At 48.3% G+C, this 13,954-nt stretch carries 12 protein-coding genes; 7 read left to right on the top strand and 5 right to left on the bottom strand.

Translation table 11 applies throughout. The annotated features are described in order from the left end of the window. Positions 1 to 244: 244 nt before the first annotated feature. From QLG08_RS15665 to QLG08_RS15650, 4 genes are read right to left on the bottom strand one after another with little or no spacing between them, the layout of a single operon-like run. Positions 245 to 1,276, bottom strand: coding sequence for a hydroxyacid dehydrogenase (locus QLG08_RS15665; RefSeq protein ID WP_279752600.1), 1,032 nt, complete (start codon positions 1,274 to 1,276; stop codon positions 245 to 247). Positions 1,277 to 1,300: 24 nt separating this feature from the next. Then, positions 1,301 to 2,719: a DASS family sodium-coupled anion symporter gene (locus tag QLG08_RS15660; RefSeq protein WP_128391909.1), complete on the bottom strand. Its 1,419-nt coding sequence runs from the start codon at positions 2,717 to 2,719 to the stop codon at positions 1,301 to 1,303. Positions 2,720 to 2,745: 26 nt separating this feature from the next. Beyond that, positions 2,746 to 3,444, bottom strand: a complete 699-nt coding sequence (locus QLG08_RS15655) for an RraA family protein (protein WP_279752601.1) — start codon at positions 3,442 to 3,444, stop codon at positions 2,746 to 2,748. Positions 3,445 to 3,478: 34 nt separating this feature from the next. Continuing rightward, positions 3,479 to 4,048, bottom strand: coding sequence for an HD domain-containing protein (locus QLG08_RS15650; RefSeq protein ID WP_110015929.1), 570 nt, complete (start codon positions 4,046 to 4,048; stop codon positions 3,479 to 3,481). Positions 4,049 to 4,549: 501 nt separating this feature from the next. On the opposite strand from QLG08_RS15650, the gene QLG08_RS15645 reads away from it, so the two are divergent. The 7 genes from QLG08_RS15645 (at position 4,550) to QLG08_RS15615 (ending at position 12,977) form a co-directional block, all read left to right on the top strand. Continuing rightward, entirely contained in the window at positions 4,550 to 5,167 is a 618-nt protein-coding gene (locus QLG08_RS15645; protein WP_282472986.1) for a TetR/AcrR family transcriptional regulator, read from the top strand. A 164-nt stretch (positions 5,168 to 5,331) separates the two neighbouring features. Then, complete coding sequence (locus QLG08_RS15640; RefSeq protein WP_015699692.1) at positions 5,332 to 6,228, top strand: alpha/beta fold hydrolase; 897 nt, start codon at positions 5,332 to 5,334, stop codon at positions 6,226 to 6,228. A 733-nt stretch (positions 6,229 to 6,961) separates the two neighbouring features. Further along, positions 6,962 to 9,109, top strand: a complete 2,148-nt coding sequence (locus QLG08_RS15635) for a TonB-dependent receptor (protein ID WP_282472985.1) — start codon at positions 6,962 to 6,964, stop codon at positions 9,107 to 9,109. Positions 9,110 to 9,339: 230 nt separating this feature from the next. Continuing rightward, the gene (locus tag QLG08_RS15630) at positions 9,340 to 10,284 is read left to right on the top strand and encodes a siderophore ABC transporter substrate-binding protein (protein WP_064374194.1); all 945 of its coding nucleotides are present in this window, start codon (positions 9,340 to 9,342) and stop codon (positions 10,282 to 10,284) included. After that, entirely contained in the window at positions 10,281 to 11,240 is a 960-nt protein-coding gene (locus tag QLG08_RS15625) for an iron chelate uptake ABC transporter family permease subunit (RefSeq protein WP_174260894.1), read from the top strand. Before QLG08_RS15630 ends, QLG08_RS15625 begins: the two co-directional genes overlap by 4 nt. Continuing rightward, a complete protein-coding gene (locus QLG08_RS15620) occupies positions 11,230 to 12,222 on the top strand; it encodes an iron chelate uptake ABC transporter family permease subunit (RefSeq protein ID WP_072138236.1) in 993 nt (330 codons plus the stop codon). Before QLG08_RS15625 ends, QLG08_RS15620 begins: the two co-directional genes overlap by 11 nt. Continuing rightward, complete coding sequence (locus QLG08_RS15615) at positions 12,219 to 12,977, top strand: ATP-binding cassette domain-containing protein (protein ID WP_013026821.1); 759 nt, start codon at positions 12,219 to 12,221, stop codon at positions 12,975 to 12,977. The genes QLG08_RS15620 and QLG08_RS15615 overlap by 4 nt, the downstream gene beginning before the upstream one ends. A 120-nt stretch (positions 12,978 to 13,097) precedes the next feature. Here QLG08_RS15615 and QLG08_RS15610 read toward each other — a convergent pair whose 3' ends face one another. Then, positions 13,098 to 13,814, bottom strand: a complete 717-nt coding sequence (locus QLG08_RS15610) for an IclR family transcriptional regulator (RefSeq protein ID WP_015699685.1) — start codon at positions 13,812 to 13,814, stop codon at positions 13,098 to 13,100. Positions 13,815 to 13,954: the final 140 nt, after the last annotated feature.

Below are 13,954 nucleotides of genomic sequence, written 5' to 3'. Positions count from 1 at the left end.
ATGCAATGAATTGTTATTTTTTTGATAAAAATAGACAGCGATTGTATAATAATAAAAAAATTAGATTCGTTGAATTAACCAACTCATGGACATATGATTCAATAATAACTTATAGAAATAGGTGTTACAACTATTTTCCATTTCTAAAATAGCGCTGTTTACTTTAATTAAGGCATAATCTCTTAAGTATAAAAATCGACCACTGATAATGCACTGTGGTCGATCACATCAGATATAAATACAATTAATAATCAAACATTCCAACAGGAGTTTTATTACTTTCTTTTGTATCTATGTAAGTCACAGCGTTATTATAATCAATTAATGGTATTTGCCATGTTGGAACCTTACCCTCATACATCTCGGCAACGCCCATAGCAGCCATGTAAGAAGCACGAATTGCAGCTTCAACAGTATTTCCACCAATATGAGGAGTGATTAAAATATTATTCAGTTTATACAATGGGTTATTCGGCAGCATTGGCTCATGTGCAATTACATCCAGTCCAGCTCCAGCGATCACGCCATTTTTACATGCTTCTAAGAGATCATTCTCATTTACCAATCCACCTCGAGCTGTATTGATCAGAAAAGCACTCGATTTCATCATGGCTAACTTTTCTTTGTTGATCATCTTATGAGTCACAGATGTATTCGGTGCATGAAGTGATATATAGTCACTTTCTATAAAAATTCTGTCGAGATCTCTTACAACCTCGACACCATCAGGGAAATCTTTAGCAGGCTTATATGGATCATAGCACAGAACGTTCATTTCCATAGCAAGACACCGTTTGGCCGTGCGGCTTCCAATATTCCCACATCCAATGATCCCTACTGTTTTTCCGTTTAATGTTGTCATATGAGTTTTTAATTTTGCCGCATAGTAATCTACTGGCAACATTGTACGAAGAGTGGTCACATTACGGCTCATGTATAGCATTAGCATCAACGCTGTTTCAGCAACTGATGTACTATTAGCTACTGGCGCATACAAACATTTGACCCCAAAGTCGCTAGCAGCATCTAGATCCACAGCATCAAATCCAGCGCCATGTCGGACAAGAACCTTTAAATTTGGCGCTGCTGCCTCAAATACTTCACGAGACATTTTTGTCACACGAACAATAATCGCATCAGGCCGATGTAACTTCATATCTGCAATTACATCCTCTGTTTCAAAGCCTCGACCATCAATTAACGTATGCCCTTGACTTTCAAGCAGATGACGGCCATCTTGTTTCAACTCTTGCGGTAACAGAATTTTCCAACCCATGTTAAAAACCTCATTATTAATATATTACAATATACCAATCAAATTCCAATATGGTAGACCGACAGCAAAGAGCACTGCAACAATAAGGGCAAGTACTATCGTGCCTTTTGTATACCAATCTTTTTGGCTAACATAGCCGTTTCCAAATAAATAAATACTTGCACCGTTTCCGTAGTTACAAAGCAAAGCGCCGTATGCACCCAAGAGAGCTAGCATCAATGACAAAGCCATCATATCTACCTGAGTTGCTTTTGCTAAGGTAAGAATGACCGGGTAAATTGATACAATATAAGCAGCGTTCGAAACGAAAAAATACTTAACTACTAAACTAAGTAATACCAGTATGACTAAAACAAGGGAGCCGCTTATCACAGATAGATCAATGTAGTACTGAAATTGTGACGCAAGCCATGTATAGAACCCACCTTGATTCAGAGCAACGGTTATACTGAAAAATGCACCATACCAGAGGAACATGTTCCAGGCCCCTTTTTCAGCCATTAGGTCATTCCAATCTAATAACCCAAAAATCAACTGCAGGGCTAACCAGATAAAGGCAACGATATATAAACCCATTCCAATTTTATAGCCTATGCTCCATCCCAAAATAGCTAAGATAAAAAGAACTAACATGATCTTTTCGTCTCGTTTCATGGGACCCATTTCAGCAAGCTTTTGCGTAACGATTGGTTTTATATTGCCTAAATCACGTATTTCTGGTGGAAATAACTTATAGACAACAAGAGGGCTTATAAAAAGAATAAGTAACCCCGGGACTAGCGCTGCTTTAAACCATAAACCCCACGATAACTCTATACCTACCAGTTGATTTACAGTCGATGCGATCACTGCATTGGATGCCATCCCGGTTAAAAAAAGTGCCGCTGTTGACATTGCAATTACATGCTCTAATAACTCAAGGTAAGCACCTAACTTTTTGGGATCCTTGTCTGGATGAGAACCGAGAGATTCCGCTATCCCTCGAAATATCGGGAAAACAATTGCGGATCGGGATGTATTAGAGCCCGTTGCTGGACTTAATATCAAATCACAGAGCAGCATAACATATCCCAAACCAAGTGAGGAACGTCCAAAGGAGGTATTCCCAAACTTGGATAGTAAAATGTATGCCATACGTTTACCCAGACCATTTTTTCTGAATGAACTACAAGCTAGTAGCACGGCCAGCAAAAACCAAACGCTCTGATTCCCCCAACCTTGAAAAAGCAAATTGGGATCTTTTAAAAAAAATGATCCAATACCTACGATAATCAGGCTAATAATTGGTTCGGAAAAAGGTTTTATGATTAATCCACACATTAGAGAAAGGCACAAACCAACCATATGCCATGTCTCAATATCCAGTCCACTAGGGGACGGAAGTATCCAGATTAGTACAGGGAAAATTACAACTGGAATAAGCTTTGCTATTTTGTACTTCATATTTCGCCTTTCCTGCTTTAATATTATTATTCATATGGCTTTTCAATTATCTCTACATCTTTTTTTTCCAATAAATCGTCTACCCATTGTCGATTGACAGTACCCACTGCAGAGTTTGCTGCTTTATTTTTATCTTTTTCAGATAATACTATCGCTTTTTCCAGAATAGAATGAGCGTCACTTTTGGGTATTACAATTACGCCATCTCTGTCTCCAAGAATGATATCTCCTGGATTTACAATAATACCACCACATGAAACAGGAACATTAACTTCCCCAGGTCCTTCTTTATATGGGCCAGATGGAGTTGTTCCAGTTGCATAAAGAGGTAATGTTCCTTTTGAAAGGACATCGATATCTCTGACCGGGCCATCAATTACAATCCCTTCTATTTTTTTGAAGCCTTGTAAATAATTAAACATTATTTCACCCATAACAGCCCTACTTCGTTCCTCCTCGTTAGAGATAACAATTACATCGCCTGGTTGTGAAATATTCATGGCTTTATGAAGCATCATATTATCACCGGCTCTGGCTTTAACTGTTAATGCAACACCACACATAATTCTACCGGACGGATTCGACATAAGTTTTATTTGTGGGTTCATTCCACACAATCGCCCCATGCAATCCGCCACATTTGCCGCTGCTATTTTACTGAATGCTTTAACCACTTCTGGATCTGGCAGTGTTCTTTTTGTAAAAACTCTATTACCTACTGACATAGTATGTTCCTTATTAATTCTATTAATTTAGGTATTATTTCCCATGGAGACAAAGTTCTGTTCCAACATGAACAAAGTGGACATCTGCATCCATCATGTCTGCATAGAATAAAATCATCCCCTCTTTACCTTGTGGGATAACTCTCGACTGCCCTGAATGTGCAACAACTAATGCAGTAATCTCTTCAGGTAGTCCGTATTTATGGCAATAATATCCACTTAAAAAACCATGTTGATAGAGTTTACCTGTTAGACTTTTTTTACTAGTTCCAGGTCCACCAACATCCATTTCCATTTCTTCCAATTTACATACATCATGTAAAACTGCTGAAATAATTAAAGTATCTGTATTTATGTCATATCCAAATTTTCTTATCATGTTCCTGGCTATGACCAGAACATTTTCCGTAACACTCTCTGTATGCTTAATCAATCCAACGTTTGGTGCTCTGGTCGCAAATTGCGCTTCCTCTATATTTTTCCAGGTACTATTATTTAATGCCTCGATCCATATTTTGCATGTAGCATCTACAAGTGTTTTATCTTTTACTTCTGAGAGTTGCGGGAAGTATTCTTTAATTTTTTCAATGTATATTTCGCTCATTTTACCCCTCACGAGTCAACGTTATTTAATAAGCCATATCGTGTTCATATGTACTATATTGTTTGAAACCAAAAAATGGAAACAACAATTTATTTATTATTGACAACAAAATGTTGTTGGTGCGCCACTAAAATATTAACGCATTTCCTTATAATATCTTGAGGCATGAAGTGAATATGCAAAAATAGTCAATTAAAACACTTCGCATATGAGCGTCACATCACAAAAAAAAGTATTCATCAATATAATTGTAAATAAAGTAACTTTAATAAAGTTGGCGTGAATAACATTTGATACGTGAAATTTGATGATGGCTCTAGATTGACACTATAGATCTGCTGCCGGCCTGATTAAGTCTTAACACTCATCAAGTCTCTTCTGCTTTGTGCCTGAACCCGAGATCAGAATCTCCAGTGTCACCCCCTCCCTCTTCCTCCCCTTGACAGCCTCCCCCTCCATGCTCTAAAAAGGAAACGATCACTTCCTAATTGGAGATTAGCTATGAAATCCCCTTCCCACACCGGCAATGCGCAATCCTCTGCGGGCCGACCGCGTGCTTTTAACGAAGCGCAATTTCTGGATGGGGCCATCAGGCTATTTCGCGATCGTGGTTTTAGTGACGTCAGCATCAGCGACATCACCGCAGCGACCAACCTCAGTACCGGTAGCGTTTACAAGGCTTATAAAGACAAACAGGGCGTTTTTGCTATGGCGCTTGAACGGTATGTGTTTCTTCGTGAAGAGCACATAAAAACCCGGCTGGAAAAGGCCACGACCAGCAAAGACAAGCTTGCTGAACTGCTGCGGGATTACGTTGAGCTCAGTCAGGGAAAAGAGGGCAAGCTGGGCTGCATGGTGGTGGCTGGTATTACTAACGTCGACCAGCTTGGCGCTGCAGCCACCAGCCTCGAAAAACAGCTGGCAACGCGGCGCAGCGACATTGCGGAATTGATCAAAAGCGGAAAGCAAGATGGTTCCATTGCCGCGACAACCAACGAAGCCGCCGCTGCCGAGGTGATTCTGGCGTTGCTTCAGGGAATGCGCGTCATCGGTAAAGCCTCAACCCTCACCGACGATGCTGAGCGTTTTGTGGCTCAGGCGTTGAAGGTTGTGGCGTAACGCCTGATTGTTGAGGCCGCACTCGCCGGGGCAATATTGCCGTTGCAGCGGTCTTCATGACTCATCTGGGCCATGCACCTGGTTCACCATTTTAAGCGGCGGATGATTACAACGCGCCATGGCGGCTGTAAGCCGGTAGTGTACTTTTACTTTAGGAAAACCCTATGTCTGCTCTCATGCTCCCTGCTGCACCCGATGGTTTTAGTCACCATTTTTCCCGAATAGAAGGTCTGCGCTTTCATTATGTCACGGGCGGTCGTGAGGATGGCTTTCCGCTGGTGTTGCTGGCCGGCTTTCCCGAAAGCTGGTTTGCATGGCGACATGTCATGCAGCCTCTGGCTGATCAATACCGAATTATCGCCGTTGATTTGCCGGGCCAGGGGGACACCGATAAGCCGCTTTCCGGCTACGACACTCAAACGGTTGCCACGCGGCTGCATGCCTTTATCGATTCACTCGGTTTGGGATCGTACTTTCTTGCCGCACACGACGTCGGTGCCTGGGTAGCCTTTACCTATGCGATGTTATATGGCGAGGAAATACGGGCGCTGACGTTGATGGATGCCGGTATTCCGGGCATATCGTTGCCGGATAAACTGCCGTCGGCTTCTGACAAATCCTGGAAAACATGGCACTTTGCCTTCCATGCCGTAGCGGATCTTCCTGAAGCCTTGCTGGCAGGCCGTGAGCGTATTTATCTGGAATGGTTTTTTCGCGAGAAAGCCGCTAACCACAGCTGTTATGGCGAGACTGAACTGAGCGAATATGAGCGCTTGCTTAAAACGCCGGGGGGCTTACGCGCGGGGCTGGCGTTTTACAGAGCGCTGTCTCAGTCGGCCGCGCAAAATGCGGAGCTGGTCAGGCAGGGGCGACTGGTCATGCCGGTACTGGGGCTGTCCGCCGATCAAGGCTCGATTGCAGATATGGCGGCGACGCTGAAAGCCTACGGCGATGATATACACGGCCAGCACATCGCTAATTGTGGGCACTTCCAGCCGGAGGAACAGCCCGAAGCCACTGCCAACGCCCTGGCCGCATTTTTTGACCAGTACAGGCATTAGACCTGTCTCTGTCCATGGATAACAAAACCATTGGTACAGCTTTGCTGGCCGTTCGGTGTGGACAATAAAGGTGAATGCGCCATCCGAACGCCGCGTCCCTTTCCTCTGAGAGCCGCGGAGTATCAAAGGCGCGTTGACGTCAAAAACGTGTCTGAGGATGGAGCATCCCCGGAACACGTTTAGCGGATGCGCCCGCTATCCACTGCAATATCCCCGCCGCCTCTGAATACGATATTCATCATTATTCTGAATAAAAGATTCGCCTGATTTTCCAGTTTCCCGCAGATTACGCGTTACCTGCACCGCAACTCCGGCCTGATCATCGTTAAAATATAAATAAAACGCTTATTGAAAGTTAATAACCAAGCCAGAAATTGTTAACTGCCTGTATATGTCCTCTGAGACAAAGAAGAGAATATCTAATATTTAAGCGTGACTTATAGACAACTCATTATTCAAGCCAGTATTAATGAAAATATAAATTTAGCCAAAGATAATCCCAAAACTGTGCAGTCTTAATCAGTTAGCTTAGGCGCATTTGTGGCACCCTGGTATTCTTACGACGCTTTCTGGCAATTTAATTCTTTAAAAAAACCACTCAGTTTCATGACGGATTTATTTTTCCGGCAATTGATAATGATTATTGAGTTGATTCCCATTTGCATATGGAATTATGATTTCTTTCGCTCAGGGATATATCAACTGGATGACAATCGTTAAGGGATTAATCGTTATGATGCCGTTGAAAAAAATCACTCGCCATATTACCACGAGTTTATTGGTTCCCGCTGTTGGCATGATCTCCCCCGCTCTGGCTGAGTCTGACAGGAATGAAGACAGTGAAGATGTCATGGTGGTAACGGCATCGGCGATTGAACAGCGACTGAAAGATGCCCCTGCATCAATCTCTGTTATCACCGCAGAACAGCTGGAAAGAGACATTGGTAAATCCGCCACGGACCTTGCCGATATTCTTGAACGTGTCGCAGGCGTGACCAAAGCCATTGGCACAGACGTCAGTTCCGGTATTCAACTGCGCGGTATGCCCGCGGCTTATACGCTGTTATTGGTTGACGGTAAACGCATCGGCTCAAGTAACGGTATTAAAAGCACCCAGCAAAACTATTTCGACGATATTAACTGGATCCCCGTGGATGCGATTGAACGCATTGAAGTGGTCAGAGGGCCCATGTCCGCGCTCTATGGTTCGGATGCAATGGGCGGAGTCGTGAATATTATCACAAAGAAAAATAGCGATACCTGGCACGGCGCATTAACGGCAGGCACCCGACGGCCGCAGGATGGCAACCGGGGCAATACCCAGACCTGGACAGGCAGCATTGGTGGTCCGCTGGGCCATGGGTTTGATTTGCGTGTTAGCGGTTCGTGGAACAAGCGCGAAGCGGATAAAAGCGAAACCGACGCGTTGCGTTGGGGAAGCGGCCAGGAAGGCCGCAAAAATGAAAATTACGGCGCAGAACTCGGCTGGGATATCACCCCTCATCAGCGCATCGCCGTTTCCACTCAGCAGGGAACCGAGCGAGGTATTCCCGGTGAATCCACGAATGGCAGTGAAATTGCGCTGCGCGGTGTGGATAAACTTGAACGTGAAAATTATGCGCTCGATTATCGCGGTATTTTTGATTTCGGCACGGCAAAGCTGAACGTTTATCAAAATAAATTTAAAAACTGGGTAACCGATATTCCGGTGATTTCTGGCGGTACGGTGACGGGCAGTCAGGATGTGGCGCTGTGGAATCAAGAACGCATTGTTGAAGGCGATATTAACCTGCCATTTGAATTCGGTTTACCGCATAACCTGACTGTCGGCGCACAGTGGAAAAAAGAAGAGCTGAACAACCCTCGCTCTGTTGGCGTGGTGGCGGACGCCTCCAGCAGCTATGGCAAACATCACGCTCAGGCCAAAAGTACCGGCCTGTTTGTCGAAGATCAAATCGACCTGCTGGATACTGTTTCACTGACGCTGGGCCTGCGCAAAGATAATACCGATTACGGTAACAGGACAACGCCACGCGCCTATCTGGTTTGGCAGGCCACGGATACGCTGACGTTAAAAGGGGGATATTCAGAAGGTTTTAAAGCACCCAGCGTGCGCCAGGCAAGCAAAGGCTTTATTGAATCCTCCAAAGGCGCTGGATGTAACGGCTATGCCGATTACCACGGCGGCGGCTGTTACACGATGGGCAGCGATAAACTCAAGCCTGAAACGTCACAAAACTGGGAAGTGGGCGCGATCTTCGATTATGAAGGATGGAGCGCGGGGCTGACGTTCTTCGACAGCCGCTTCAAAGACAAAATCGCCTCTGCGCCTGTTGGCTATTTACCCGGTGATACCTCAGGCCGCTACTGGCTTGAACGCGTCAATCTTGATACGGCGCGAACCCAGGGCCTGGAAGGCAATGTGACCCTTCCCCTGATTTCAGAAGAAATGGGCCCCTGGATGAAGCGCCTGTCGCTGAGTAATACGTTCACGCGAATGATCAAAGCCGAAGATTCTCTGGGCGTGATGCTCGTGACAACGCCAACGCTCGCCACGTGGTCCTCCCTTGACTGGCAGGTCAATGACGACATCAGCCTTTCATTTACCGCAAAATACTACGGAAAGATGCTGGGGCTGAACAGCAGCGCAGACCAAGCGGCGAGAGGCAATACCGCGACGGCACGCATCCGCAATGCCTACATGATTTATGGTCTGTCAGGGCAATACAGGGCAACGAAAAACCTTAAGGTGAATGTCGGGCTGGACAATCTTTTTGATAAAAACCCTGTCTCTGACCATCCGTCCTCCAGCGGGGTTTCAGGCAACAACTACGCGGTTCCCGGCCGCACAATGTATGCCTCAATAACGGCGTCATTCTGATCGCCTCACTGATGCTCTCACGCCGCCCCGTCAATGGTGCCGTCACAGGATGATTTATCTGAGCGAGCGTGGGATGGACAGAGAGCAGCCTGAACAGTAACTGGCCCGGCATCACGTTTTATGCATTGCGGCCGCTGCGTGATACAGGCGCGTAGAGCAGGTATTCAGAACTGCATATAACCCAAAACCACTGACCTTATACGGACCCTAACCACGCGCAAGGAGAACACATGCGTTTCCCGTTTCTGTCGATTTTATTGCCCCTGGCCTGGGTACTGACGGTTTTGCCTCCGGCATCTGCTGGTGAAGCACCAACGGTCAGGATCGCGCATCTGCAGGGAACCACGACGCTGCCGCAGCATCCTCAACGCGTGGTGATCCTCAATCCGTCCACGCTGGATATTGCCGATGCATTAGGCATTACACCGGCGGGCGTCCCGCAAGCCGGTTTCACCTATCCGGCGCATCTGGCTAAATATAATGGTCAGGGCTATTTCAATGCCGGAACGCTGTTTGAGCCCGCCTATGAAGCCTTAAGCGCCGCCGCACCGGAGGCGATCTTTGCCGGTGGCAGAGCCCTGGCGGCCTACAACAAACTCAGCGGTATCGCGCCCACCGTTTCTCTGGATATTGACCCGCATGATTTCATGCAAAGCCTGACGCAGCGCACGACGCAACTGGGGGAAATCTTTGGCAAACAGGCGCAGGCAACAGCCGTTTTAACCGCATTTAACGCGCAGATTGCAGACCTTCGCCCCCTCGCCGCCCGGTCGGGAAGCGCCATGATGTTAATGGTTAACGGCGGAAAACTCAGCGCCTATACGCCGCACTCCCGCTTTGGTTTTGTTTTTGATGTGCTGCAGTTCAAGCCTGCACTCTCTCTGCCCAATGCCAGCAAACATGGCAATGCCATTTCACCCGAGTTGATCATGCAGGCGAATCCCGACTGGCTGTTCGTTCTGGACCGTGACAGCGCCATCGGCAGTAAAGAAGGCCTGTCGGCCCGTCAGGTTCTGGATAATCCGCTGGTGCGCCGCACCACCGCATGGAAAAAGCAGCAGATTATCTGGCTGGATTCCGCCTCGCTGTATATTGCCGGCGGGATCCAGAGCTACAGCCTCATGATGAGCCAGATCAAACAACAACTGCTCGCGGCCAGAGAGCAGCCTGAATGAAATACGGGGCTTATCTCATCGGCCTGGGGCTGCTGTCTGCGCTGGTTATGCTGAGCTTAGTCACGGGCGTGAGCCGTGTGTCATTAATCGACCTGTGGCACGATACCGAGATGCGGGAAATTCTGTTTGTCAGCCGCTTTCCACGTACTGTCGCGCTGGTGCTTGCCGGCAGCGCGATGAGCGTGGCAGGCCAGATCATGCAGATGCTGACGCAGAACCGCTTTGTTGAGCCTTCGGTCGTGGGCACCACGCAATCCGCAAGCCTGGGGCTTCTGCTGGTGATGGTCTGGTATCCGGCGGCGCCCGTTATCGTCAAAATGTGCATCGCTTCCCTGTTTGCGCTGGCCGGTACGGTACTGTTTATGCTGCTCATTCAGCGCATCCGGCAGAAAAGCGCGTTTATTGTGCCGCTGGCTGGCATCATGCTGGGCGCCGTTTTCAGCTCGGTAACGACATTTTTGGGGATGCAGTTTGATATCCTGCAGTCGCTGGGCAGTTGGGAATCCGGTGACTTTTCCAGTGTGATGCAGGGACGCTATGAACTGATCTGGATTGTCGGACTGATTACCCTGCTGGCGGCCTTGATTGCCGATCGCTTCACGGTGGCCGGTCTGGGCCAGGACTTCTCGGTTAACGTCGGGCTGAACTATCGCCAGATCCAGTTAACGGGGATGGCGATGATCGCCATTGTCAGCGGCGTGGTGATCGTTGTCGTCGGTGTCCTGCCTTTCCTGGGGTTGGTTGTGCCGAATATTGTCAGCATGATTTTCGGCGATAACCTGCGCCGCACCGTGCCCTGGGTCGCGATGACAGGGGCCATACTGGTTTTGAGCTGCGATATCCTGGGGCGGCTGATTATTTATCCCTTTGAAGTCCCGGTCAGTGCCTTACTCGGCGTACTGGGCGCGGCGGTTTTTCTGGTGCTGATTATCAGAGGAAGGCGCTATGGCAACTGATCTGTCACCGCTGTCCCGATCCCTGAAAAACGTCTCCTCGCCCGTCTGGCGAATCAGCCTGTTAGCCCTGCTTGCAGTCATTGTTTCCCTTGTCTTTATGACCTTGCATCTGCAGGGAAACATCAGCTACGTATTAAAACATCGGGGGCAGATTTTATTCACCATCGTGCTGGTCGCCTTTGCATCCGGCATCAGTACGTTGCTTTTTCAAACCATCACGCAAAATCGCATTTTGTCGCCCTCGGTCATGGGCCTTGAGGCGCTTTTTGTGTTTATCCAAACCCTGCTGGTATTTTTTGTTCAGCTTTCGCAACTGAGCCAGCTGGGAAGTATGGTGCCGTTTCTTGGCGAAACGGCACTGTTGATGATCTTTGCCACGCTGCTCTATCGCTGGCTATTTAACCGCAGTGGGCTGGATCTTCACCGGGTACTGTTAACGGGCCTGGTGTTTGGCACCCTCTTTCGCAGCCTTTCGGGTCTGATGCAACGTTTACTCTCCCCTGGCGAATTCGCCGTGCTGCAAAGCCGTATGTTTGCCACCTTTACCCATGCTGACCCGGCGGTGCTGGCCCTTTCGGCCGTGCTGATTGCCGCAATCACGATTATCGTCTGGCGCATACGGCACCGCCTGGACGTTATTGCGTTAGGGCGCAATAGCGCGACGGCACTTGGTGTCCCTTTTCAGCGTTATGTCACCGGTCTGTTGCTGTTGGTTTCGCTCCTGGTGGCAATTTCAACTGCGCTGGTCGGGCCGATGACATTTCTGGGGCTATTGGTGGTCAACCTTGCCTGGCCCGTGGTGGGATCGTGGCGTCATCGCTACCTGCTACCGGGAACGGTGCTGATTGGCATCATCATGCTGACGGGCGGACAGTTAATCCTGGAGCAGGTGTTTAACATGGCGGGAACGCTGTCCGTCATTATTGAATTTTTAGGCGGTGGACTGTTTATTTACCTGATTCTGAAAAAGGTGGCGACGTGATTGAAGTTGTGAATGTGAATAAGGCATACGGCCCGTTATCTGTCCTTAAAAACATCAACGAAACCCTGCCCTCATCGGGCATTACCTCAATCATCGGGCCCAATGGGGCAGGCAAATCAACCTTGCTGTCGGTGATTAGCCGACTGTTGAAGCCCGACAGCGGTGAGGTCAGAATCGATTCGCTCATCGTCAATGAAGCACACAGCGAGAAGCTGGCGCGAATTATGTCGGTACTGCGGCAGGAAAATCAGGTCACCAGCCGGCTCTCGGTGTACGATCTGGTGAGTTTTGGTCGCTATCCCTATTCCAAAGGGCGCATCACGGAAAACGATAAGCATCATATCCATCAGGCACTGTATTTTCTGGATTTGCTCCCGCTTGCTGAACGTTATCTTGATGAACTCTCGGGAGGCCAGCGACAGCGCGCTTTTGTCGCGATGGTGCTGTGTCAAAATACAAAATACGTGCTGCTGGATGAGCCGCTGAATAATCTGGATATGAAACACAGCGTGACCATGATGAAGCAGCTACGGCGCGCCGCTGACGAGCTGGGAAAATCCATCATCCTGGTTATCCATGATATTAACTTCGCCTCGACGTATTCAGACCATATTATCGCCATGAAGAACGGTGCGGTTTTTTTCTGCGGCACGCCGGCTGATATGATGAAACCCGATCTTATTGAGCGCCTTTTTGAAATACCTGTCGCGGTTGAAACCGTGGCGGGACAGCACATTGCGGTCTACTACCGTTAACCTTGCGCACCGGGCGAAACGCCGGTGGTTATGCCATCGGCGCTTTCAGTCAACCTGCGGGCCAACGCGCGCATATAGAGCCTGTGGCTGTATTCATGCACGCGTTCAGCAACAGTTTTTTTACGCGTTGTGTGCGTAAACAACATCACAGAACGCTTTTCTCGCGCCGAGTTGAGCGGAAAGTCTGGCTGCGGACTCTCGCATCAGTTCACCCAATCCCGCCTCTTTGCGATCCAGCGTTAACCGTGACGATGGGCCGGTTAACGCCAGGGCTGCGGCTAACTTATCTCCTTCGCCAAACACCGGGATGGCAAAGGCGGCAGTATGGGGATCGCGCGCGCCCGAGGTATAGAGCGGTAAATCCGGTGCGTCATCAAACAAGGTTTCGCCCATCCCCCAGTGACGCAGCACCTGACCAATTGCGGAGTTGTCCAACGGATACAGCGAGCCCGGCAGTCGCGTATGCCGTAAGCCATCTGAGGATTCGGCACGAAAGACACAAAGACGCTGGCCGCTATCAATCACATACCAGCTGGCACTTTCCTTTGTAGCTGAGGCCAGCGTTTGCAGTTCGGGCTGAACCACGCTGGCCAGATGAAACGACTGTTCATAGAGCTTGCCCAGATAAAGCAGCCTTGGCCCCAGGGTGTAAATGCCGTTATCCCTTCTGACCACGTAACTCATACGTTCCAGCGAATTCATCAGTCGATAAACGGTGGTTTTGTGGTAGCCCGAAAGCTGCGACAGCGTCGTCAGGGACAGGCTTTCTTCGCCTGGCTTAAAACAATCCAGCAAGGCCAGCGCCTTCTCTACCGCATTAACGCCTTCGTTTCCCATTTCGCTTCTCCTGATTTTTGCTGGCACCGAGTGTACCCGAAACTGTGAGTCACATCTTGTTTACATCACAAACAAGCTCGCAACACTGGCGCCGTGGTCAGTGTCACCGATATAGTTATTTCATTATGTACAACACAGTT

This window comes from Pantoea sp. V106_11 (assembly GCF_029967885.1).
Classification (GTDB): Bacteria; Pseudomonadota; Gammaproteobacteria; order Enterobacterales; family Enterobacteriaceae; genus Pantoea; species Pantoea ananatis.
Note: the sequence above shows the minus strand (reverse complement) of the source record. Positions and strands in the feature narration are given on the sequence as shown.